Annotated in this window: 15 protein-coding genes; 3 read left to right on the plus strand and 12 right to left on the minus strand. The window is 37.8% G+C overall.

Going from position 1 to position 26,028, the window contains the following annotated elements:
• Positions 1-59: 59 nt before the first annotated feature.
• The 12 genes from AC1W31_RS01250 to AC1W31_RS01305 form a co-directional block, all read right to left on the minus strand.
• Entirely contained in the window at positions 60-845 is a 786-nt protein-coding gene (locus tag AC1W31_RS01250; protein WP_481732578.1) for a polysaccharide deacetylase family protein, read from the minus strand.
• A 218-nt stretch (positions 846-1,063) separates the two neighbouring features.
• A complete protein-coding gene (locus AC1W31_RS01255; RefSeq protein WP_481732579.1) occupies positions 1,064-2,980 on the minus strand; it encodes a sialate O-acetylesterase in 1,917 nt (638 codons plus the stop codon).
• A 117-nt stretch (positions 2,981-3,097) separates the two neighbouring features.
• Positions 3,098-3,913, minus strand: a complete 816-nt coding sequence (locus tag AC1W31_RS01260; RefSeq protein WP_481732580.1) for an SDR family NAD(P)-dependent oxidoreductase — start codon at positions 3,911-3,913, stop codon at positions 3,098-3,100.
• Positions 3,914-3,973: 60 nt separating this feature from the next.
• Entirely contained in the window at positions 3,974-6,061 is a 2,088-nt protein-coding gene (locus AC1W31_RS01265) for an alpha-glucuronidase family glycosyl hydrolase (protein ID WP_481732581.1), read from the minus strand.
• Between the two features lie 196 nt (positions 6,062-6,257).
• Positions 6,258-7,982, minus strand: a complete 1,725-nt coding sequence (locus tag AC1W31_RS01270; protein ID WP_481732582.1) for a GMC oxidoreductase — start codon at positions 7,980-7,982, stop codon at positions 6,258-6,260.
• Between the two features lie 12 nt (positions 7,983-7,994).
• Positions 7,995-8,510, minus strand: coding sequence for a gluconate 2-dehydrogenase subunit 3 family protein (locus AC1W31_RS01275; RefSeq protein WP_481732583.1), 516 nt, complete (start codon positions 8,508-8,510; stop codon positions 7,995-7,997).
• Between the two features lie 13 nt (positions 8,511-8,523).
• Positions 8,524-9,735: a mannonate dehydratase gene (gene uxuA / locus AC1W31_RS01280; RefSeq protein ID WP_481732584.1), complete on the minus strand. Its 1,212-nt coding sequence runs from the start codon at positions 9,733-9,735 to the stop codon at positions 8,524-8,526.
• An 80-nt stretch (positions 9,736-9,815) separates the two neighbouring features.
• Positions 9,816-12,395 (minus strand): glycosyl hydrolase 115 family protein, encoded by a 2,580-nt coding sequence (locus AC1W31_RS01285; protein WP_481732585.1) that lies wholly within the window; start codon positions 12,393-12,395, stop codon positions 9,816-9,818.
• Between the two features lie 147 nt (positions 12,396-12,542).
• A complete protein-coding gene (locus AC1W31_RS01290; RefSeq protein ID WP_481732586.1) occupies positions 12,543-14,174 on the minus strand; it encodes an endo-1,4-beta-xylanase in 1,632 nt (543 codons plus the stop codon).
• Positions 14,175-14,416: 242 nt separating this feature from the next.
• Positions 14,417-15,583 (minus strand): Gfo/Idh/MocA family protein, encoded by a 1,167-nt coding sequence (locus AC1W31_RS01295; protein WP_481732587.1) that lies wholly within the window; start codon positions 15,581-15,583, stop codon positions 14,417-14,419.
• A gap of 43 nt (positions 15,584-15,626) precedes the next feature.
• The gene (locus AC1W31_RS01300) at positions 15,627-17,003 is read right to left on the minus strand and encodes a Gfo/Idh/MocA family protein (RefSeq protein ID WP_481732675.1); all 1,377 of its coding nucleotides are present in this window, start codon (positions 17,001-17,003) and stop codon (positions 15,627-15,629) included.
• A gap of 110 nt (positions 17,004-17,113) precedes the next feature.
• Complete coding sequence (locus AC1W31_RS01305) at positions 17,114-18,451, minus strand: putative oxidoreductase C-terminal domain-containing protein (protein WP_481732588.1); 1,338 nt, start codon at positions 18,449-18,451, stop codon at positions 17,114-17,116.
• 352 nt (positions 18,452-18,803) lie between these two features.
• Here AC1W31_RS01305 and AC1W31_RS01310 point away from each other — a divergent pair, with 352 nt between their 5' ends.
• From AC1W31_RS01310 to AC1W31_RS01320, 3 genes are all read left to right on the plus strand, one after another.
• A complete protein-coding gene (locus AC1W31_RS01310; RefSeq protein WP_481732589.1) occupies positions 18,804-19,964 on the plus strand; it encodes a LacI family DNA-binding transcriptional regulator in 1,161 nt (386 codons plus the stop codon).
• 255 nt (positions 19,965-20,219) lie between these two features.
• Complete coding sequence (gene prmA / locus AC1W31_RS01315) at positions 20,220-21,053, plus strand: 50S ribosomal protein L11 methyltransferase (protein ID WP_481732590.1); 834 nt, start codon at positions 20,220-20,222, stop codon at positions 21,051-21,053.
• A gap of 211 nt (positions 21,054-21,264) precedes the next feature.
• Positions 21,265-25,983 carry a hypothetical protein gene (locus AC1W31_RS01320; protein ID WP_481732591.1) on the plus strand — a complete coding sequence of 1,573 codons (4,719 nt, stop codon included), beginning with the start codon at positions 21,265-21,267 and terminating at the stop codon, positions 25,981-25,983.
• Positions 25,984-26,028: the final 45 nt, after the last annotated feature.

Raw genomic sequence — 26,028 nt, forward strand, 5'->3', positions numbered from 1 at the left:
TAAATAAAATCAGTATGCGGTTTTTCATTGGTTAAATGCTTTTAGGATGGGTATTTTTACTATTTTCTTACCGCTTTAATATGCTCCGCTACTTCTACCATCGGAGCTACCCAAATGTCTTTTTCATTTTGTTTTAAATAATTCAGAAGCTGACGATGAGCTGGCAATGAAACGTTTAAAGAATGTTCGCCTCCAACCCCGTGAAATAAAAATACCAACAATTTTCCAGAGGCTTGTGCTTGCTTGACCAGTTCAATCAATTGGTTGCCCGTTTCGCCATTTATTCCGTAGCAATCAATATCCATCAATTTTACTTCATCAATTGCGTGCATTTGACCCCTTACTGAACGGGCAACTACAAATTCATTTTCGAGTGTTTGGATAAATTCTCCTTCAATTACTTTTTTATGACCGCAAGTAAAAGCAAAAGTGCGTTTATCTTTTCCGTCAATGGCTTTCAGATAAGCGTTACACATTTTGATTTCATCTTGAATTCTTCTTAAACTATATTTGCTTAAATCATATTCGGGTTTTACCCAACTCATGCCTTCTCTTGTAGCATCGCAGGGATGATAGAGCGTATGGTTGCCCAATTCGTGTCCATTTTGAGCAATTTTTCGCCAATCTGCAATACGTCCAGAACCTGCTGGTGATGAAGCCGTTAGATAAAACGTGCCTTTCAAATTCAAGGAATCTAATACTGGAATTGCATTATCGAGATGAACATTTAAGGCATCGTCATACGTCAAGACTACAGCACATTTTTTGCCGTTCCAGATGGTTTTATTTTGGGCGTTGGTATTAAAAAAAGTTATGCTAATCAGTAAGGTTAATAGTTTTTTCATTTTTGAGTATTGTTTTACTTTTAGGTAAATATTTTTCAGACCGACACTTTTAAACCTCAAAAATGTATTTATTACCGGGGAACTTCCCGAAAGTAGAAGGAACTTTCGGGAAGTGAATCTTTCAACTACTTCCCGAATGTTCTTTCTACTTTCGGGAAGTTCCTCAAACAAAGATTTTGGGTTAAGAATTATTCAAAAAAACTTACTAAATAGTGTATTTAATCTGTTTTAAAAGGAGAGGCTGGCAATCCTTCTTTGTTATAAAAATTAACATTTGGGTTATCCGCCCACGCATATCGTACATACACAGGAGCAGCGATATTATTATTCGAGATTTCAATTTTATCACCCACAATTTTAGCATTTGCCCAAACAAATTTTTTGTCGGTACCCGCTACGGCAAATTCTCTTAAATCCTCCTCATCATTTGTTTTTAAACCAATCCCAACATTTGTAAAAGAGAGAATAATCTTATTGCCTTCGATGGTAGCCGATTGAAACAAAGGGCCAGAAGCCGTAATATTTTCGTGATAAACTAATTTCTGAGCTGCCAAAGCTAATCTTTCCCCCACCGTTTTTTTATTATCGGGGTGAATATCATTCCATTCGCCTACGTCAATTCCTACGGCCATAGCAGTATTTGGGACGGAAAGCGATTTGAGTTGAGCGTCTCGCAAAGCAGCCCATTGACTTTCGCTGGGCAAATAATTGGCATCCATAAAATTGGGAAGTTGGACAAACAGAAAAGGCAATTCGCCTTGATTCCATTTTGTACGCCAATCCAATATTTGAGCGGGTTGCAGTTTCACATACTCATCAGCTTTGCCCGAATTAGTTTCACCTTGATACCAAAGAAACCCTTTTATGGCAAAATTGATGCTTGGAGCTATCATTGCATTGTACAAAGCGGTGGGTTGATTTTGGGCTGAAAAACCACCGCCAAAGTTCCCTTGCATGGGTGCAAAAACTTCACCTACTTTGTACTGCCATATTCCTTTCAAATCAATCGTATCTTTTTCTGAAAACAAGTAATAAGGTTTATCGGGTACAAAACCGCCCTTTCCTGCGGTATTTGTTACTTTTATTACAAACAGATTTTTGCCAGCTTTCAATAAATCAGCGGGAATCTGATAACGGCGTTGTGGATATTGATAAGTGGTTACACCCACTTGTTTTCCGTTGATGTATAACATATCGGCATCAATAATTCTACCTAAAAATACGCTGACGGGTTTGCCAATCATGGAGGCAGGAATCTCAATTTCTCTTCTATACCAAACCGTTCCGTTCAAATCTTTAATGCCTTGGTCTTCCCAATAGCCAGGAATATTAATGAATTTCCAGCCTTTTGGTTGGTACGATACATCAAACCAAGTTTTTGTCCCGTTCAAGCCTTTATCTTGAATAGGTGATGGCGTTTGCGGTCGGTTAAATCTTCTACTAAAACTGTTTACATAAGCTGTATCTTTATTTTTGGCAATGATTTCATTGATTTTCGCAAAGTCTTTAAAACCCTCTTCACTTATCCACGCCTCAATGGGAGTTCCCCCAACACTGGCGTTGATTAGCCCGATGGGTACTTGGTATTTATCGTAGATTTTCTTGGCAAAAAAGTAAGCTACGGCCGAGAATTGCCTAACATTTTCTGGATTACAAACTTTCCAACTCCCATTATTGAAATCATCATTTGTAGCATTTACGTTGGTGGTAGTAGGTATTCCAAAATGGCGGATTGCTGAATTATTAGCTTGGGCAATGTCATTGGCATAGGTAATTCGGTGTAATTCCATTTGATGCACCATATTGGATTGTCCTGAGCAAAACCATACATCACCGATGAGTATATCTTTTATTTTTAACTCATTTTTACCCTTCAAAATCATCTCAAAAGGGCCTCCTGCGGGATATTTGGGCAGTGTAACTTCCCATTTGCCCGTTTCGGGGGTAATGACTTTGTACGTTTTTTTATTAAAATTGATGCTGATTTTTTCCTTTGGTGATGCCCAACCCCATATTTTTAAGGGTTTATCTCGTTGCAGAACCATGCCATCAGAAATGAGTTTGGGCAAACGGATTTGTGAGAAAGAATTTTGAGATAAAATAATTCCCAAGAAAATATAAAGTAATTTTTTCATTGATATTCTTGATTCAGCTATGACTTATACAGAAATCAGAATCTGTCTAACGCAGGCAGGGGTTTAAACCCTGCCTGCGTTCATTCCCGTATAAATCATATTTGAACTATATTTTTTTTAAAATCCAATTGAGTTTCCACCGTCCACGGGTAATGACACACCTGTTACATAAGCAGCTGCTTCCGAAGCTAAAAAAACTGCTGCCCAACCAATGTCTTGTGGTTGTCCAAATTTTGCCATTGGCGTACGATTTAAAGCTCTATTCATACGGTCGGGGTCACTTCCCATCGCAGTTTTCATCATGCTGGTTTCAATAAATCCTGGTGCAATAGCATTGACCCGAACATTGTATTTTGAAAACTCCGAAGCCAACACTTTCACCATCCCTTCTACGCCCGATTTTGAGGCGGCATACGCTACCACACGGTCAATTCCATAATACGCTGCCATCGAAGAAATCATCAAGATTGAGCCACTTTTACGTTCAATCATACCTTTTGCACTGATACGAGTTAAAGCAAAAACGGAATTCAAATTTGTATGTATGATTCTGTCAAAATCTTCATCAGTTACTTCTAAAGCAGGTTTTTTCATGTTTATTCCTGCATTATTGACCAAAATGTCAATGTTGCCAAACTTGGTTTCTATCTCTTCGATTAAACCTTCTAACTTTTTGAGTTCAGTTACGTCATTAACAATATAATGGGCATTTTCTCCCAATGTTTTGATGGATTCTTGAAGGGCAAATTCTCTTCTTCCCGTGATAATAACCGTAGCTCCCGCCGAAATCATGCACTGAGCAATATCAAAACCGATGCCGCTTCCGCCACCCGTAATGAGGGCAATTTTGCCATCTAATGAGAAAATTTTAGAAAAAATTGGATTAGTTTCTACTGCTAAATCCAATCCGTTTGTGCTATAAGTTGTATTCATTTACTTGTTTATAATATCAATTATATTTGACTTATTTTTGTTTAAAGACGTTCCGTTCACTTATTTCAATTGATAAATTTCTACTATTTTTTTCATTTCTTCCAACGTTCTTTCGGGCTTTTTGAAAGGGGCTGGAATGGGTTGTTTTGAATACGTTTGAAAGTATAAAACACACGCATCTCGCCAATTTAATGCTTCTCGATGTTGGGCTGCCAATCGGCTTTTTACATCTTCAAACATTTCAGCATCTACGTTTGATTTTACTTGATTCCACTCATTTTGCATTTTTTCTACCTCCTCAACGCCCGTGTAATATCGGGTGCAAAGTTCGTCCCAAAGGGTTTTTCCCGTTGAAAGTTTCTGATTCCATCCGACGTGATGAAACCACAATAAATAGTTCAAATCCATTGTCTGAGGGTTATTCCATTTATTTTGAACCTCTTGCGCATACAAATCCAAAGCATTATTTCCTTTTGAAGTTCTATCAAAACCAATTCCGAGAGAATCCGAACGGTGGTAATAAATGGCCGTCCAATCGGGTCTGGCACTTTTTTCGAGCCACGGCTCCATTCCAAAATGAATACTTTGTCCCATGATGTGATGTAAACCAAGCGGGTTCGTAAAATTCACGTAAATTTCTCTTGATTTTAACAAAATATTTTTAATAATTTTATAGGAATTTGGGTCTTTTGTTAAGGTCATTTTTATCCATTCATCGGCAATTTGTTCGGGTGAAATTTCATGATTCCAAGCTAAACGTCCGTAACCATACCAATTGGCTTGCGACATCAAATGCCCCGTCCAATTACGGTCTGAACCCGTATTAGCCACTCCCGCAATGGCAGTAATTGGATAATTATGAACCGTACCATCCACCACTTTTGCCACCGTTGAGCCTTTTCCATTGGCGTAAGTATCTGATTGTAGGACTTCTTTGAAAAGCGAAGGCATGAAAACTAAATTCGTTGAAAATCCTAAATACTCTTGGGTAATCTGAAATTCCATGGCCAAAGGCGTTTTAGGCATTGCGCCAAAAAGCGGGTGAAATGGCTCACGTGGCATAAAGTCAATCGGGCCATTTTTCACTTGCACAATTACATTTTTTGCAAATGTTCCATCCAAAGGTTTAAAATCATTGTACGCCTCTTTGAATCTATCGCCTTTTGGGTCGGGGCCATACACAAAAGCTCGCCAAATTACCAAGCCGTTAAAAGGTTTTACCGCTTCGGCAAGCATATTGGCTCCGTCGGCGTGCGTTCTACCAAATTCTTGCGGACCAGGTTCACCTTCTGAATTGGCTTTCACTAAAAATCCTCCAAAATCTGGGATAAAACTGTAAACTTCTTTGGCTTTATTATTCCACCATGTTCGTACTTGTGGGTCGAGCGGGTCAGAGGTTTTTAGTTTGCCTAATATCTTTGGTGACGCAAAATTTATGGATAAAAATACCTGAATTCCGTAAGGTCTAAAAACATCGGCAAGGGCTTTTACTTTCGCCAAATATTCTTTCGTCATAAATCTTGCACTGGCATTCACATTATTCAAAACTACTGAATTGATACCGATAGAGGCATTTGCACGGGCATATTCTATGTAACGTGGGTCAATATTTTCGGGTAATTCATACCATTTCCAAAGCGACGAACCTGCGTAACCTCGCTCAATCGTTCCCAACACATTATCCCAATGATTCAACATCCGTAATTGGATTTTGGGTGAACTGGCAATATTGATTTTGTCAATCGAACTTTCCGTTTGGATTTGTCTTAGAAAATCAAAAACACCATACAAAATCCCTTTATCAGTTTGTGCCGAAATGATGATATTCCCGCCAATATTTTGAATTTTAAACCCTTCTTTGGCGATGTTTAAATCTTTTTTCAACACGATACCTCCTACCTTTTTTGAAGAACTTTGTAAGGCTATGCCCAACATTCCTGCAAGACCGTTTTTCAGTTCTTTTTGGGCGGTATTCACAATAATGGATTCACCAAATTGATTATCAACAAAGTTCGTAAATCGTTTGTATTCAGCTTTTTGTGAAGCATTTTTCAATAAATCGTATTTCAACCAAAGTCGATAACCGTCGTCGGCATTGGCTTTAAAAAATAGCATTGAAAAGAAAAGTAGGGTGGTTATTTTAAGCATTTTGTTATATTTTCAAGAGAATTTAAGGGAATTGTAAATTTAAAAGTATTAGTTATTTACCGTTGAACTTCCCGAAAGTTTAAAACTTTCGGGAAGTTAATCCAAGTCAAACATTATAGGCTATTTTTACAATTTTCCATATAAATAGTGATTAAATAACTATTATGTTACGCCAGTATTTAAGTAGTCAACGGAATTATAAATGTCCTTTCTTTATTTCTTTCACAGCATAATCAACCGCACGAGCCGTTAAAGCCATGTAAGTTAAAGATGGATTTTGTGTCCCCGTTGAAGTCATTGAAGCACCATCGGTTACAAAAACATTCTTACATTCATGCAATTGATTCCATTCGTTTAGCAACGAAGTTTTCGGGTCTTTTCCCATTCTTACACCGCCCATTTCATGAATATCCGACCCTGGATTTGAATGAGAATCAACGGCTTTCACATTGGTAAAACCTGCCAAAGTGAACATTTCGGTAATTTGTTCGGTAAAATCTTTGACCATTTTATCATCGTTTTCCGTCCATTTTGCCGATAAAATAATTTGAGGAATTCCGTATTTATCTTTTTGGTCGGTTGATAATCGGATATGATTTGCCTCCGTTGGTACGCATTCGCCCATCATCCAAGCACTCATATACCATTTTCCTAATTGTGGATTGAGCAAAGAATTTTTCAAATCTTCGCCAATTCCATCCCGACTTGAACCGTAACCACGTCCACCGCCAATACCAATGGCGTATCCTCTCAGAAAATCAGTTTCTTGTTTATGAATATTTCTAAACCTTGGAATGTAGCCATTACTCGGATTTTTTCCGTCCGTTTTCTTATCTTTTAAACCGTCAAATTCAGCATTAGCTTTTCCACGGTAATTATGCCACGCTAAAAATTTACCCATCAAACCATTATTATTTCCTAAACCTTGCTGAAAATGATTAGAAGTAGAATTGAGTAAAATAGCGTTTGAATTGATAGCTGAAGCATTTACAAAAATAATTTTTGCATAATATTCAATCATTTCCATTGTGTTGGCATCAATCACTCTCACGCCCGTTGCCTTACCGTTGGCGGTCCCCCCTTTTTTCTCATCATAAATAATAGAATGTACCACCGAATGGGGTCTAAGGGTCATTTTTCCCGTTTTGGCAGCCCAAGGCAAAGTGCAAGCATTGCTACTAAAATAACCACCGTAAGGACATCCCCGAACGCATAAATTACGGTTCTGACATTGACCACGACCTTGGTCGTAATGAATTTGTTTGGCATCCGTAATATGAGCCGCCCGACCTTGAATCAAATGACGACCACCTTGATAATTTTTGGCAAGGGATTTTTTCAGATGTTCTTCGGCACAGCTTAATTCAAAAGGTTTTAAAAATTCACCATCTGGCAATTCGGGCAAACCATCTTTATTTCCCGAAATACCCGCAAATTTTTCCACATGGCTATACCACGGAGCAATATCTGCGTACCGAATGGGCCAATCTACGGCAAAACCATCCCGTTTTGGTCCTTCAAAATCAAAGTCACTCCAACGTTGAGTTTGTCTCGCCCAAAGCAACGATTTTCCACCCACGTGATACCCACGAGTCCACGTAAAAGGTTGTTCTTGAATGATGGGTTGCTCATCGGGTTTAATCGCCCAATGCAACGTTTCTTCCCGCATAAACGAGCGAGAATTTCCGTATTGATTTCTAATTTCCAACGGAACTTGGCCACGATGTTCAAATTCCCAAGGATTTTTCATCGCTGTGGGATAATCGCTCACGTGTTTTACATCCCGTCCACGTTCCAGAACGATGGTTTTTAAGCCTTTCTCACACAATTCTTTTGCCGCCCAACCACCACTAATCCCCGAGCCTATTACGATGGCATCGTAAGTGTTATTTTTTTTACTATCAATATTAAAATGTGCCATTGTGTTGATTGATTAGACGTTTACGCAACCATAATAATGACCAGGAGCCATTTCATATTTGAGATAATTCACCATTACGTACTCAGAAGTTGTGTAACCTTGGATGGTTAAATTTTTAATTAACCCATAAAATTCCTTCTGTTTGACATCCGTTGAAACTTCCATTTTTTTCAATAATGCTTCTTTCTGAGGAACCGATAAATTTATAAATGATTGATTATAAGCACCATTTGAAAGCATTTCAACATTTTCTAAGCCCTTTTTAAAATCGTCTTGGGCATTTTTTTCGTAACAATCTTTTATCATTTTTTCGATAAAAACAGGAACGCCCAAAGATTTTGCCCCTTGAATTTTTCCTTCTGGAATGATGGTACCGACAATTTCTGCTAATAAATTAGCTTGTTCCAACTTCAGAAAAGAGGTTTGAATCCCGACCGACTGCAAGTTCCAATTGTTTGCCCAAGCGGGCATCACCAACAAAGCTCCAACCGAAGCCGATAGGGATTTAAGTAACAAACGTCTTTTCATATTGATAAAAATTTTATGACATTGATTTAATGATTCCCATTTCCAAACCCCTCAATTCAGCCAAAGCTTTCAAGCGACCAATAGCAGAATAACCTGGGTAGGTTTTTTTATGCAAATCATCCAACATTTGATGCCCGTGATCAGGTCGCATGGGGATTTTTGCATCAATTCTTCCTTCCGTTTTTCGTCTTTTTTCTTCCAAAACTAAAGCTTTTACCACTTCATACATATCCACATCGCCCGCCAAATGCGCTGCTTCGTGGAAATTCTGCAAAACGTTGCCCGGAGAATTCTCTTCTCGTTTGGTCGTTCTCAAATGAATAAAGTGAATTCTATCGCCAAATCGCTCAATCATTTTGGGCAAATTATTATCGGCTCTCACGCCCAAAGAACCCGTACAAAACGTAATTCCGTTGGCATTGACATCGCAAGCCGCCATCAATTGTGCCAAGTCATTTTCAGTGCTAACTACTCTCGATAAACCCATCAATGGAAAAGGTGGATCGTCGGGATGAATACATAATTTCACGCCCAATTCCTCCGCTACGGGAGCAACTTGTTGAATAAAATAATACAAATTTTGGCGTAATTCAGCATCGCCAATGTTGGCATAATTATCCAAAAGTCCCTGAAAATTCTCTAATTCAAAAGCCTCTTCCGAACCTGGCAAACCCAACAAAACGGTATTTCTCAATCCCAAAATTTCTTCCTCCATCATGGATTCAAACTTCTTTTTGGCAGACGTTTGAACTTCCTCGGCATAATCATTTTGAGCATTTGGACGTTTCAAAATGTACAAATCGAAAAGTGCAATATCTTCCCAAACAAACCGCAAAGCCCGTGAACCATCGGGCATTTCATAATTGAGATTTGTCCGTGACCAATCCAAAACGGGCATGAAATTATAGCAAACGATTTTGATTCCGCATTTTGCTAAATTACATAAGGATATTTTGTAATTCTCAATGTAAATTTCACGAGTTGGCAAGCCTTTTTTAATGTCTTCGTGAACGGGCAAACTTTCTACCACTTCCCAAGTCAAAGGTGTAAATCGCTGATTATCAGCTTCAACAATATTAATTCTCTCTAAAATACTGGCTTCGTTCCAAACGTCTCCTACAGGAATTTGATGTAAAGCCGTAACCACGCCCGAACATCCCGCTTGACGAATATCCATTAAAGAAACGGGGTCGTTTGGACCAAACCAACGCATTGTTTGTATCATATTTTCGATGTTCGATGTTCGTTTTTCGATATTCGATGTTCGGACAACGAACATCAAACATCGAAAAACGAACATCAGATTTATTTCATTATTAAACTTTCTGGTGGACCTAAATAGGAAGGTTTTACACCCCCAAAATCCACTACAATTTTTTGTAAAATTACCGCTGGGTCAATGGCCCAAAATTTCAAAGTATGCTTTCCTCTGCTCGATATTGTGTGCGTTGTTGTGAGTACTTTAATGTTCTCAGCCACCATCTTATTCCATTCTCTTTGACTTCTATCTTTATGGATTTCAACGATTTGGGGCGTTTCATCATCAATAGAAATAGCATATTTTAGTCCCACATTATTGTTAAATTCCAAGGTTGGCGAAAGCATTACGGACACTTTTGTCGCTCCTTCACTACTCAAATTCATGTCATATTCCAAATGAGGACTATTTTTTGTTAATTCAATAGGTTTAAAATTAACAGGAAACATGGTGATTCCGTGTCCTGTCCTACCAATGTCTGGAATAGTTTTCCAAGTGATTGTTTCAGAATTAATTTTTCTGGAAAAATTTACTGCTTCCATTGATACGTATTTATTGATTTCAACAAATGACTTTTTGGCTAAATTGGGTGGAAAAATTACCCAGTTATTCTGAGTAGAATCTTTCTTGATTTCTTGCTTAATATCCTCAGTTTTTACTCGTTCCACTTTTGGCATGGCATTTTTATTAGGTTGTTGCCAATACGTATAGCCAATGTGCGTTTGGTCAGCAAAGTGATTCCATTTTCCATTTGCCAATTTTGTGTTAAAATACTCGCTCAATTCAGCATCTTTTTTAAATAATGCCTCGGCTTTATCGGCTAAAACATTGGCTTCGGCAAGTCCTTGTTTGGCATATTTCCGATTAAGCGCCACGGTATAATACAATTCATTCAAATTATCACAAGCCAAAATCGGGAATAAAACTAACTGATAATACGCATCTTTGTACTCAGCATCAAGGTTATTATAAACTTTCTGAGCCTTTTCCGCCAGCGAATTATAATCAGAAACAACCGTTTGAAATTCGTTATAATTATCTAAACTATAAGTACCGAGCGATAATAATTCGGGTTTGCAACGGGCGTTATATTTGGCGTATTTATCCACAAAATCTGCAATATCTTTGGCATATTTATCGCCAAAAGTTTTCCTTGCCCACGTCGTTGTGTAGGAACTAATGTTGTCGGCATTCCACTTTTCAGGATTCCAAGCTTGGTCTAAAAAGAAAGAAATTGGCAATTCCATTGGTTTGATATCACCTACGTTTACAATCCAAATTTGTCGGGCATCGTATTGATACGCCAAATTCATCTGCTCCCAAATTCGAGGTATCATATTGGTATTCATCCACTTATAATTTCTTGGACCGCCCACATAATCAAAATGATAATAAATCCCGTAGCCACCTTTTCTGGGTTTTGCATCCAAATTTGGCAGTTTACGAACATTCCCCCAATTATCATCACACAATAAAAGTGTAACATCATCAGGTACTCGCATTCCTTTGTCGTAATAATCTTGCACTTCTTTATACAAAGCCCAAAGCTGGGGTGTTTCAGAAGCATCTTTACCTGTAACTTCGCTAATTATTTTGCGTTGGTCGGTCACGATTTTTTCTAATAAATTAGTTGCCGTTTCCCTCGACATAGGTTCATCGCCATCACCCCGCATTCCTACCGAAACGATATTTTCACGGGTAAAACGCTGCTGCATACTTTCTTTCCAAAATTCTCTAAGCGTTGAATCATTCTTGGCATAATCCCATTTTCCTTTATCTTTTCCGTAACGTCTCCATTCATCGTGGGCTCGCATCAGCGGCTCGTGATGAGAAGTGCCAATTACGATTCCGTATTCATCCGCCAACACGGGATTCATCGGGTCATCGACTTGAAAAGCACTCCCCCACATGGCGGGCCAAAGATAATTCCCTTTCATTCGGAGGATTAATTCAAAGACTTTTTCGTATAATTTATGGTTAAATCCACCATTTTTTTCATTCGTCCAACCTGATAAGGCAGGGGCTTCGTCATTGATAAAAATGCCCCGATATTTTACTTTTGGTTCACCTTTGGTATGGTTTCCAGCTTGCACAAAAATATCAGCGTGTTTCTTCACGGGAACATCCGCCCACCAATGCCACGGTGACACGCCAATTTGTTCGGCAATGTCATACGCCCCATAAATCGTTCCTCTTTTATCCGAACCCACAATTACCAAAGCCCGCTCCACACCTTTGAATGGATTTTCAATGATTTGTGTTTGGAATTTCTCCCATTTTCCTTGTAAATCACTAATATTTAGTTTTTTATCTTTTACCAATTGGTCAATCCATTGATTTTTTCCGAGTGTTCCAATGATAATTATTTGCTTGTTATTGGTAAGATTCTCGGTAGAAAATAGAGGTTCAATACCCGTAACTTTCTGAATATCAGCTTGTAAACTTTCCCCCGCACGAATAGCTCCCGCAAAGTCAGCTTTATCCATCAAAATGGCTGAAACTTTTCCTTTTTCAGCAATTGGGAAACTGCCTTTTGTTTTTTGAAAGACAATATAAGTATCCACATCAACCGCAAGGGATTGAAAGGAGAGAAAAAGTAGAAATATGAGTATTGATTTTATGGACATTTTATATTTGACGTGTTATGTTTTTTGATTTTCAATATTTATACAGGAATGAACGCTGGCAGGGTTTTGAACCCTGCCAGCGTTAGCCCAAATTCTAATTTTCTGTATAAGTTGCGGAAGAACCACAATTTATTAGTACATAATTACCTACTTAAACCCCTTCCAAAACCCGACATAAGCCAATTTTTTCATAAAATTATTATCCCACATTAAAGGATAATCTGGACGATTGAACGTGGTTGGAATCCAACTATCTTTATCCGAAACGCCCCAAACGGTTATGCCAAAACGTTGAGCAAGGGGTATGTATTGGATATAAGATTTTACGACAAAATTGAACATTGCCGCCTGCGCATCATACATCGCTTTTGTGGGTGCAAAACCTGCTGTATTACTGGGATTAATACTGATATCAAGTTCAGAAATTCTTACTTTCAACCCCGTTGCCGCCATTTTTTGAAACATACTCACAATGCCAGCTTGAGGCGTATTAATACTCATGTGCATTTGCGTGCCGATGCCCGTAACGGGAACATTTTGAGCCTGTAATTCCTTCACTAAACCAATGGTTGAATCTAATTTTGCCGCATTTGATTCTAAATTATAATCATTAACAAATAAATCACAATCAGGATTGGCTTCACGAGCATATTTGAAGGTTTTAGCAATGTAACCACGGCCTAAATAAGTAGCCCAATAATAGGTATCACCCGTGGATGAACCCGTGCGTAAAGCGGGTACGCCGTCCGTAAAAACTTCATTGATGGCATCCCAAGCCTTTATTTTATCTTTATAATGCCCCACGTTTCCTTGCACCCAAGTTTTCAGAGCGGCATCAACTTTCTTCGTAATTTCTGCATTGGTTGGAGGCGTTAGTAAGGCTATATCCTCAATTTTGATGTTGTCAATCAGGTACGTTCCTTCGCCGTTGAAATGTAATTTAAACTGTGGATTTGCTTCATTAATGGTCACATTCCAGACATAAGTTGCCCAAGTATTGGCAGAAAAAGTCAGTTGGTTTTCTAAATATGCGGTATTCTGAACAACCAATTTTAATTGTCCTTTGCCCGTCAATGACTTAATGGAAGCACTTACCCGATATTGTTTTCCCGAAACTGCCGTAAAATTGGGTCCGAGCGATTGCATGTCGTAGGCGTTCGTTCCCGCTTTTGTAACGGTAACTTTCAAAGCACGCTTGCTATTGGTATTTGGTTCAGTATCAGTGGTTTCGGCGGTGTATGAACCTTCGGCAGTTCCGCCGACTAAATTAGTCCAATCGGTAAATGTGTTGCCCGTTCCTTGTTCAAAATCGCCATTATTGATTAAATTTGGAGCGGTTGCACTCGAAGCACTCCCCGTTGCCAACGACCGCAAATAGTCACCGTTATTGTTTTGATGCCAAGCCAATACGTGTCCAAAAATGGGCATTCCCGCTAAATTCACCAATTCATCGCAACGAGTAAAATCTAATGCCCCCGTATTTTTGACGATGGCACCGTGTTTCATTTGATAGCCAAAAGTGACATTATCAAATTCAGATTTTATAATTGAGGAGTAATTGGCGCCATTTTTTGTGTATTCTTCGTAAGAAATCGCCACGCCCAAAGAAATATCAGTAGCATCTTTCAAGAAACCTGTTACGGTAGAAGGGTCATATTCCGAAAGTATGACCACTGGGGTAACTGGAGTAACTACACCCATTTCTTCTTTTTTACAGGCAGAAAATAGGGCCATCGAAAGAAGAATATTTATGGTGGTAATAATGCGTAAATTTTTCATGATTGACGATTGGAATTTATGCTTATATTTTTTTTCAATGATAAACAGATTTATTTAAAAAAGTGAATGTTATGATGATATACTGTTTATAAAAAATTAGGGACATATAGCATACGCCCCTAAAACTAAACTTTAACCATTTAAAATTATTAATATCCAAGATTTTGTGAGAATTTTCTCATGACTTCTGAATTATATTTCTTTATACAACTGATCATAGATTTGGTAAGCGTTAACCAAACCTATTTAACTAACGTTATTTTCTGCGCATTTTTTTGCGCTTTCAAAGCAAGTTCCGTGGCTAAAAAACAATGTTCTTGGGTCATTGCGGTTTCAGTTCTATTCAAAATATCATCGACTAAAAGCGTTCCGTAAGGCAAATTTTGGTTGGAACAATCGAAATAAGTGGTTTCTTTTCCGTTAGTTAAAAATAAGTGATTTCCGCCTTCTCTGCCGGCAATATCAATATTTTTACGAATTTCAATGAAACCTTCCGTTCCCAGAATCGTTAATCTTCCATCTCCCCAAGATTTTAAACCATCGGGCGTAAACCAATCCACTCTGATGTAGCCCATACCGCCATCACCACGTAACATTACATCGCCAAAATCTTCAAACTTTGGATATTGTGGATGATGAACATTACCTATTTGTGAGGCGACAATATCGGCTTTTTTGGTATTGGTAAAAAACAAATATTGGTCAAATTGATGAGAGCCGATATCCGTGATAATTCCGCCAAATTGGTCTTTATCAAAAAACCATTCTGGTCTTGTTTTTGGACTCATGCGGTGTGGCCCAAGTCCAATTGTTTGAATCACATTCCCTATCGCTCCTGCTTTGACTAATTCTCCCGCTTTTACGGTAGCTTTATTTTCAAAGCGTTCGCTGTACATAATTGAGTAAATCCGTCCCGTAGCTTTTTGTACTTTACCGACTTCTGCCAATTGTTCAAGCGTGGTGATGCCAGGTTTATCCGACATAAAATCTTTCCCAGATTTCATGACACGAATCCCCAAAGGAGCCCTTTCAGAAGCAATGGCCGAACTCAATACCAGTTGAATGGATTTATCATCTAAAATTTCTTTTTCATCTTTTACCAATTTTGCATCGGGATAACGTTTAGCAAAAACAGTGATTAAATCTGCCTCTTTGGCGAAATACGAAACCAATTGACCACCCCCCTTTTTCACCGCTTCCACTTGACTATAAATATGCCCGTGATTCATGCCAATTACCGAAAAATTAATGCGTGGTGAATCGTAAATCACTTGTTTTGTAGCATTTACTTTTTCTGTTTTTATTTGTCCCAAAGCATTATTTTGAAACATCGGAATTGCCATCAATCCAGCCGCTACTGTACTTGATTTTTTAAGAAAATTACGTCTATTGTTATTTGAGTTTTCCATGTTGGATATTAAATTATTCGATAAAACACTGATTTACAATCATTTACATTTTAATATAATTAGTGCCGTAAGGCGCTCTTTGTGTACGATAAAGCATCGCATTGGCTTCCGCATCATTGATAAATTTCTCCGTAACTGGATTCCAATTTAATTTACGTGGCAGTTTCATCGCAATATGACTTATTAAACAAACGCTGCAAGACCGATGTCCAATTTCGGCGGGAGAAATCGGCTCTTTTCTACTTTGAATACAATCCAACCAGTTGCCGTGTTGTTCTGCACTTTTGTACAAATGAATTTCATTTTCACCAATCACCGAGCTCAATATTTTGGGGTCGCTGGCATCCAATGCTTTACTACTTTGCGCTTTAGAAACAGGGTCACTTGCCGAAGCAACATAGTCACCTCTCGATACAAAAATCCAACCCTCCGTTCCTTCGTAGCGAATGCCATTTGGATAACCACCACTCGTGTACATCGTTACGCCATTGGCATAATCTGCTTTCACCATAAAATCGCCATGAACATTCCACAAACCAGATTTTGGAAATTCCGCCACTGATTGTACTGAAATGGGTCCCGTTAATTCCGTATCCATGCCCCAAGCGGCCGAATCAAAGTGATGTTGTCCCCAACCAGTTATCATGCCAGCGCCAAATTGCTCGATGCGTAACCAACCCGGTCGGCCATAACCCACTTGCGGATGAACGCCAATTTCAGTGTAAGGGACTTCGGGCGTTGAACCTAACCAAGCATTATAATTAAATCCTTTTGGAACGGGCATCGGTGCAGCACTTGGCCCAGACGGGTCGCCAGGAAGTCCAACTTTTACTGTATGAAGTTTTCCAATACGTCCATTTCTGACTAATTCGGCGGCAATTCTAAATTGCGGAGATGAACGTTGTTGCGTACCAACTTGTAAAATTCTCCCCGTTTTTTTGATAACATCACTTAACAAACGCCCTTCCGCAATGGTCAAAGAAGTGGGTTTTTGTAAATAAATATCTTTCCCAGCCAAGGCTGCTTCGATAGCCGGTTGAGCGTGCCAAAAATCGGGCGTACTGATAATTACCGCATCAATGTCTTTATTCAAAAGCATTTCTTGATAATTGTCATACATTTTTACATCAACGTATTTGCTATTGCCCAATTTCTTTTGATAATAATTTTCAACGTGCAATTTTCCATCTTTTAGACGATTACTGTCTAAATCACAAACCGCCATCATACGGGCAACATCGTGTTGCATCGTGCCTACCATGTCATGGTCACGACCAATTCGTCCGCAACCAATTTGACCAATGTTGATTTTATTGCTTGGAGCATTTTTGCCAAATACCGAGGCAGGGACAATGGTTGGAAAACCCATTGTAACGGCTACCCCAGTAAGGGCTTGTCCTAAAAATTTTCTACGTTCCATCATTTTATTTGTTAATTTATTGGGCAATTTTCATGAAATGGATAATAAATTTCTACCCTGTCGGTTGGTTATTTTTGACAAGTTAGAAACCTGTTATTTTTACTCAATTATTATTTGGCTTTCGCTATTTCTAAGGCTTTTGTGGTGATGTAATATTTCACCAACATATTTGGCACTTCCCAAGCAGGGAGTTGATTTTTTGCTTGATATTTTAAAAAACGTTCCATTACTTCTCCAAAGTGTGCTTCGTGACCAGTGCGGTATAAATCTGGAATTTCGACTAACCATTCCGCTCCTTGCTTTTTCAAATTGATGCCTGGATATTTTACTTTTAAGCTTTCAAAAGTTTGAATAAGCTCATTTTCTGAAAGATTTACGGGTTTTATGTACAATTGTGGGACAAATTTCTCCGCTTTCCCTTGTCGAATTTCGATATTTGCCTTCGTGCCTCTTATCAAAGAATAATGCGTGTCGCCACCTTCAGAAGCACTATAATTCCACAAGGCACGTAGTTTTGTATTCACGCCTCGCAGACGATAATTGATTTCGCCATTGGCAAAAACATTAATGGTCGAATCATTTTTTAAATCTTTTTTTAGAAAATCGGGGAATTTAGAGGCCCCTGTAATCGTCGAAAACTGGCTAATTGTCATTGGCGTTGCCCAGCGTTTAGCAACGTTGAATTTTATGTCGTTATTGATCAATGAAATATTCGGAAAATTCATCCATTGTGCCAAATCTACCAAATGAACCATCACATCGGCAATTCCTTCGCCTTGTTGCGAAACATCCATAAACCAAGTCGGGCGTTTGAGCGGACTTCCTGAAACATATTTGTAGAAATAATGAATACTTTCCGTGAAAATTGCAGGATTTTGGGGTGTTCCTTGTTCTAATTTGCCAAAAATGGCGGGTAAATGCGATAATTCTTTTTGCAAAACCGTCGTAATTTCCGAGCGTTCAGTCATGATATCGTAGAGCAAAACCTTATTTTTCTTGGCAACCTCGAAGGCTTTTTTCAATTGTTCATAGCCTTTCGCATCAATACACATGGGTTTATCCGCCAGAATATTAATACCTGCTTCGGCAGTTTTCAGAATATACTCCGTTTTTTTGCGGTTATTTCCTGCAATGATTAATACGTTTCCAGATTTTTCAGCAATCATTTTCTCAAAGAAATCATTGCCTTGATAAACCTTTTCTTGCCAATTTGTTGGATTTTTTGCACGAGAATTATACGATTCAATGCGCTTAAGATGGTCTTGCAAATCTTGTCCCGAAGGAGCATATACATTCACCAAAGGTTCAACATTATCGTACATTTTGTTTTGAACCAAAGCTGCATGAAAATGCCCAGGGTCGAGCGTGATAAACTTCACAGGTTTACTTTGTGAGAAGGCTAATGAATGAATTACCATCAAAAAAAAGAAAAAAAAGTATTTGGTCATATTATTTTGGGATGTTGTTTCTGCGAGTATTTAGTTTCTATGAATACTATTTGTAATTTATTGAAATAATATAATTTTAAAACTATCTATACCTATCTCTAAAAATAATGTCATTGGGTTAGTTAACGCTATTCTAACCAAATTTGAGACTAATTTTTGTATTAAAAAAATAAACTTATGCATATTACAAATATAAAATATCGAAACAGTTACCGCAAACGATTCCGATAGGTTTTCATTAATCTTGTTTTTTTTATATAATTTTACAATAATTAAAAAGCATCTTGATTAGTGAATAATAGATATTTTAGGATAAATTTTAGCGATTCTAAAAAAAAATACAATTCTAAATATGAGTAATTGTTCAAAATGTGATAATACTGACCATGTAGCGAAGGCAGGATTTTTAAGAGGAAAACAACGGTATTATTGTAAGCAATGTGATGTACATTTTACCGTGGAAATTGCGGGTGAGAAAATTAGCAGAAAGCCGCATCAAACTACGATAATTGATATTGCAAAACATCTCGGAGTGGCACCTTCCACCGTTTCGAGAGCCTTGAATAATAAAGCTGAAATAAATCCTGCTACTCGACAAGCTATCTTGAAAGTAGCTTATGAATTGGACTACAAACCTAATTTATTGGCTCAAAGTCTCAACCGTGGCGAAACCCATACCATTGGCGTAATTATTCCCAATATCGAAAGACCGTTTTTTGCGGGTGTATTAGCAGGCATTCAACATATGGCGAGCAATGCTGGATATAGAGTAATTATTTGTCAGTCGAATGAAACCCATCAAACAGAAATCTTGAACGTTCAAGCATTAATGGCAAGTCGGGTTGATGGGCTTTTGATTAGTCATTCCAAAGAAACTTCCTCGTTCGAACATATCAAATTACACCTCAACAAAGGCGTTCCGATTGTCCATTTCGATAGAGTTTGTAATGAATTAGATACGCCAAAAGTAATTCAAGAGGATTTTAAAGGCAGTTTTGATTTGGTAGAACACCTTATCGAACAAGGTTGTAAAAGGATTGCCATTATGGCTGGCCCCGAAAGATTATTGATAAGTCGAACACGTTTTGAGGGTTATGTAGCGGCTCTTAAAAAACACGGAATTGCCTTCGACAAAGAGTTGGTTTATCACAGTAATTTCATAAAAGAAGAATCGTCAATTGCCCTTAATCGCTGGCTAAATTTACCCAACCCACCCGACGGAATATTTACCGTACATTACGCAAATGCCATTGAAATGATGGTGGAAGTCAAAAAAAGAAAGATTAAAATACCCGAAGAAATTGCTTTTGTTGGCTTTGGCGATGAATTAATTGCTGAACTATTCGACCCATCATTGACCGTTTTTCATCTTTTTCCTTATCAAGTTGGCGAAACCGCAGCCAGTTTATTAATTGATAATATTATCCATAAAGAAAATTTCACCCACCAATATAGCAAAACAGTCAAAGGTGAATTGATTATTAGGGATTCATCTTTAAGAAAACAGCTATAAACCAAACCAAACTCTGGCAAGTGTTCTAAACACTTGTAAAACAAACTCTGGCAAGCGTTTTAAACGCTTGCCAGAGTTATAAATCTACTTAATTCTGATACGATGAGTGGAAACTCTATTTAATGTTTTATCAAACTCTTTGGTTTGCTAACAATCTATTTAACGTATTTTTTCACAAAAGCACTAAACATAAACGTTTAGGGCTTTTATTTGCACTAAATTCAATTAAAAAATTAAAATAATCTCCCCAAAACCATGAATTACATAGAATTAAAACTAATAATCAATCCTGAATTTTCAGATATTTTCATGGCGGAATTGGGTGAAATTGGCTACGAAACTTTTACCGAAGAATCCGATAGTTTGAATGCCTACATTACCGAAGATATTTTTTCGGAGAATGCCGTGGACGAAATCATGGAGCGATATTTAGGCATGACTCCGATTAGTTATTCTTATAAAACCTTAGAAAAAAAGAATTGGAACGAAGAATGGGAAAAAAATTATGAACCTATTTTGGCGGCTAACGGACGTGTACGAGTACGTGCACATTTCCACGAACCTGACCCGAATGTGGATTATGAATTGTTAATTAATCCAAAAATGTCGTTCGGAACGGGACATCATGAAACCACTTCAATGGTGTTGAGTTTGCAAATGGATATTGACCACGAAAACAAAAAAGTGCTTGATGTGGGCTGTGGAACGGGCATTTTGGCAATTTTTGCTTCTAAATTAGGCGCTTCGGAAGTTGCAGGATTTGATATTGAAGAATGGGCGGCGGAAAATTCTCGTGAAAATTATCAATTGAATGATTGTCAGAATATTATCATTCGTCAAGGAACAATTGAAGATGAACCTGCCGAAAAATATAATATTATCTTAGCGAATATTAATCGTAATATATTGATGCGAGATATTCCAAAATACGTAGAATTTATGAAATCTGCCCCATCGACATTGGTTGTGAGTGGTTTTTATGAACATGATATTGCCGACATCGAAAATGTAGCAAAGGCGGCGGGGTTGGTAAAAACGAAAATGGAACAGAAAAATAATTGGGCGGCGGTTATTTTTGAGCGAGCGTAAATTATACAAAACGGCAAGTTTTTGAATTAGGCCACGAATTGTAACGATTATGCGGATTTACACGGATAAGTATTAAAAAAATCGTGTAAATCTGTTCGATCTATATAATTCGTGGTCTAACTTTTATGTGCCGTCCAACTCTTTATCGTTGCAAAATCAAATATCAATCCGAACAATTCGTTAATTTTACAGAAGATAATCCGTAAAATCTATGAATATCAAATCATTGTTAATTAGTTTAACGCTCGTACTTGTTTACTCGTTTTCAAATGCACAAAGGCTAAAACTATCAGACAAACCCGAAGAATTTTTGGCGGATGTTAAGAACTTCTTGGCTCTTTCAAATAATCCGCAGGCGGAGCAAATTGCTCAAAATTTTGATAAACTTTGGAACGCTGGCAAACTTACTGACGCACAGAAAAGTAAGTTGGCGAGTGTTTCAAATTTTATGTTCAAAAAGGGTTATAAACCACCGCATTTTGTGGGGCTTTTTGATGCGGTTATTTTGGGCGTAAATAATGCCTTAATGCCCCAAACTTTATTAGATAATTATTTAGAAACGCTTCGTGAATCTATTGAAACGGGGGATACAAAAACGACCTTACGATACATTGAAATTACCCGTTTGTACTTTAATAATCGGGCAATTTATTTTACAAATTTCAATCGTTTGTACGCTCAGAATGGTTCAATTGGGTTCAAATTTAATGACCAAAAAATTGAAATCAATAAGCCAGAAAAGCCCGTTACAACCAATCAACCCACAACTACTACTCCCGGAATCGAAAAGAAAACGAATGCTTGGGAGGATTGGGACGCACCACTTCCTACGGCCAGTAACGCTCCCGCACAAGCCCCTGTTGAGGAACCTGCCATGCAATTTTTGAACCCAGGCCCCGTCATAGAATTCAATAAAATCGACTTGATAATTTCAACGGCGAACGACTCGGTTACGCTGAAAAATACGTCTGCTATTTTGAGTATAAAAGAAGGAATTTTATTGGGAACGGGCGGGAATTTCTCTTGGGAAAATGTGGGAATGCCAGAGGTTTTTGCCACCTTGAATAATTACAATATGGAAATACTAAATCCGAAGATTACTTCGGAATTAGCAACCATTACGAATAATCAAAAATTGAATGACCCCATTAAAGGAATTTTTGAATTTCAGAGTAAAAAACGGACTAAAAACGCCCAAACATTTTATCCAAGATTTATGTCTTTGGAAAATGATGTAATCTTGAAAAATAGTGTCGACATTGACTACAAAGGCGGCTTTACAATGGTTGGCAATAAGATTTCAAGTTCATCTTTGCAATCAAAATATGCCACAATTGTCATTAAAAAGGATGGAAAAATTGCTTTCAGAATTACCAGTAAACGTTTTGAAATTGGTGATTCTTTGATTAGTTCTCCCTCGGTAATTTTTACGGGTTATTTTGCGGGGTCAGATTCGCTGTATCATCCTTCGGTTAAGTTGAATTATAACCGTAAAAATTCCATTCTCCGTTTGAATAAAGTGGATGCTGGTGGATTCAGAGAATCCTCATATTCTGACAGTTATCATAAATTAGACATCACCGCTGATGCCATGAGTTGGAATATGAACGACCAACGAATGGACTTTTCAATCCTCACGGCGAAGAACGTGGTACCTGCTCTTTTTGAATCTTTTGACTATTATAATCCCGAACGTTTTGCTCAGATTTCGGCCAATTATAGCTTTAATCCACTCCTGGTCGTTTCTAATTATATCCGAAAAAACAACTTACCATCAACCACACTGACTGACCTTGCAAAAGCATTCAACAAAGATGCAACGGCATTAAGACCCGTTTTTTTAGAGATGATGCAGAAGGGTTATTTTGAGTATGACCCCGATGTGGAAACGTTGAAATTATCTCGAAAAGGAATGCACAACTTGGCAGCTTACGGAGCAAGAAAAGATTACGACAACTTTTTGATTCCTTCCTATTATTCTTCCAATACGAAGGATACAACATCGAATGCCAGTCTTAATTTAAAGGATAACCAATTGATTGTCAGGGGAGTAAAGCAATTTTACCTTTCCGATTCTTTAAATGTTTTTATGGCTCCTTATGACAATATTATCAAAGTAAATAAGGATAGAAATTTTGGCATTAGTGGCGAATTAAAAACGGGCAATTTCCGATTTAGAGGAAAAGATTTATCGTTTAATTACGGTGAATTTAGCGTTAAATTAAACAAAATTGACTCCATTACTTTCGTTCCTCAAAAAGAATTGTCCAAGAAAGGACGAATTGAAATTGGGGGAGATTTGAAGTATGAAGCAGGCGTAATTTACATCAATAAACCTGATAATAAATCGGGTCGTCAGCGATTGGTTGAATATCCCCGTTTGGTTGTTCCTACGGGCGTAACGGCCTATTTCGACCATCCATATCGTGCCAATGGCGTGTACAATAAGAAGATATTTTTTAAAGTACCAAGTATTGATTTTGATAGTTTGAACATCAAAGATATTGACTTTGTGGGTACGTTTAATTCGGATGGAATCTTTCCGCCATTCAAAGAAACGTTGATTTCAATGCCCGATAACTCGTTGGGTTTCAGCCATAAAGTAACCGATGGAAAGTACAATGTTTATAATAGTAAAACCTTCGTGAAGTTTGAAAAACCGCTTTTGATGGATAAACAAGGGCTTCATGCAGAGTGTGAAATCAACCATTTGACTTCCCAAATTCAAGCAAAATATGCCCTTTTTACCATTGATTCTGTTACGGCAAATGGCACAACGGGTATCATCAACGAAGGCACAGTTGGACAATCATATTATACGAAAGTTGATATTAAAAATTACTCCTTGAAATGGCAACCCAAGTCGGATAGTATGTTGATTGAAACCAAAGGCAATTCGTTTGATTTTTATGCGGCGAGTTCAAAATTAGAAGGAAAATTATTGGTACGTCAAACGGGTTTATTTGGTTTTGGGAAAGTGAAACGCCAAGATTCTGAGACGGAATCTAACAATATTAAATTCGGAAAAGAAGCTTTCACAGCAGACATGGCAACACTTTCGGTAGGTAATAATTTGAAAGTTTCTAAACCCGCTTTACTCGGTAATAATATGAACGTCAGCTTTAATTTAGCAACAGGATTAGTCAGTATTAAAACGCCAACTAACCTTAAATTGGACGATTCTACGAGTTTATATTTCCCTTACACGGCTTACAGAACATCTATCAACAGTGCCGAATGGGATATTAACAAGAAAACCATTACGATGAAAGGTGACGTTAAAAATACTACATTCACCTCCATCGAACCATCACAAGAGGGACTTTCATTTAATGGCTCCGAGGCTTTGTATGAGATTGACAAACAGTCACTTAACATTACGGGTGTACCTTTTATCAAGTCGGCAGATGCGAAAATAATTCCCGATAAAGGGGCCGTTTCTATCCGTAGAGATGCGGAGATGCGGGGATTTTATAATGCAAAATTGCAGATTGATACCGTCAATGGCTACCACAATTTAGTGAATGGAAATATCAGAATTATTTCAAGAATTAAGTTTGAAGGCGATGCTACGTATAGATTTCCAAATCTTGCGGGAGATACGATGAATGTCAAAATGGGTAATTTTGATTTTAAAGAATCAATCGTTGATGGTCGTAAAAAAATCAAAGGATACACCACCACGGCAAAGGCAACGGTTGAACAAACCGATAAATTTCACCTCTCTTCCAAAATACTATATCGGGGTGATATTACGATGGTAGCAACCGACAAAAACCTGATGCTCAATGGTTTCGTGCGTCCAGAATACAAAAATCGGGCGGATGTGGTCAATTGGGTTGCGTATAAAGGCAATAGTACAAACGATGTAAATATTCAGATTCAAGCCAATATGAAAGGCGATTTAAACACCCCTATATACGCAGGTTTACACGCCAGAACAACCTCTACGGGTTTATATACAACTTTCTTGACGAGCAAAGAAGACCCTAAAGACGAGGATATTTTTACGGTGAATGGTCAATTACGAGATATTCCGAAAACATCTCGTTTTGAAATTGGTCCAGATGATAAAAATAAATCGTACGAAGCGAGTCGATACACGTATGACGATGACAAGCGAACGTTGAAATTAGAAGGTAATTTTAATTTTTATAATCCTTCAAGTTACATTCAAACGGCTGGTTTTGCGGAAATGCGGGTTGATAGTGGCAAGTATAAATTCGACCAAATGATGGTTTTGAATTTCCCGATGCCCATAGAAGTTTTGAAAGCAATGGCGGATAAAATTGTGAAAACCAATCTTGATAGTAGAGACAATGCAAGTGCCGATGAACCAGAAGATAAAGAACATTTAATATCGAAATTAGCGAATATTTTAGGAGGAAAAACCATTGACGCATCCGAGCGAAGACTAAAAAATGAACACGTACCTTTACACACAATTAATGCCAAATTGAATACGACAATGGTAATTTCAAAGGCAAATTTACGTTATTCTGAACAAGCATCATCCTTTTATTCAGTTGGAAAATTGAGCATTGCCAGCATCGGAGGAACGGATATTAATTCGGAAATTGAAGGCATGGTTGAAATTAAAAAAACGCCCGAAGGAGATGAATTTTATTTGTATTTAGAACCCTCAACCGATGTTTGGTATTTCATGGGATATTTGAAAAACGAAATGGGTGTCATATCGTCCGACGGTGAGTTTAACAATGCCGTATCTGCCAAATCGAAAGGGGTGAAAAAAGGCAGTGGCAAAAATGCCTACGTTTTCTTGGGCGTTGGGGCAGAAGAAAAATTTGCCTTTACTGAGCATTTTACCGACACATTCAGAACCAAAACCGAAAAGGGTAAAAAAGTCGTAAAAAAAGACGAATTGAAAAAAGAAGAGAAAAAGAAGGAGGAAGTCAAGGAAGGTTTTTAAATTTGTAAAAAATGTAGCACGATTTTCCAAAATCGTAACACAATT

The sequence above is a fragment of the Arcicella sp. genome, from assembly GCF_964672035.1.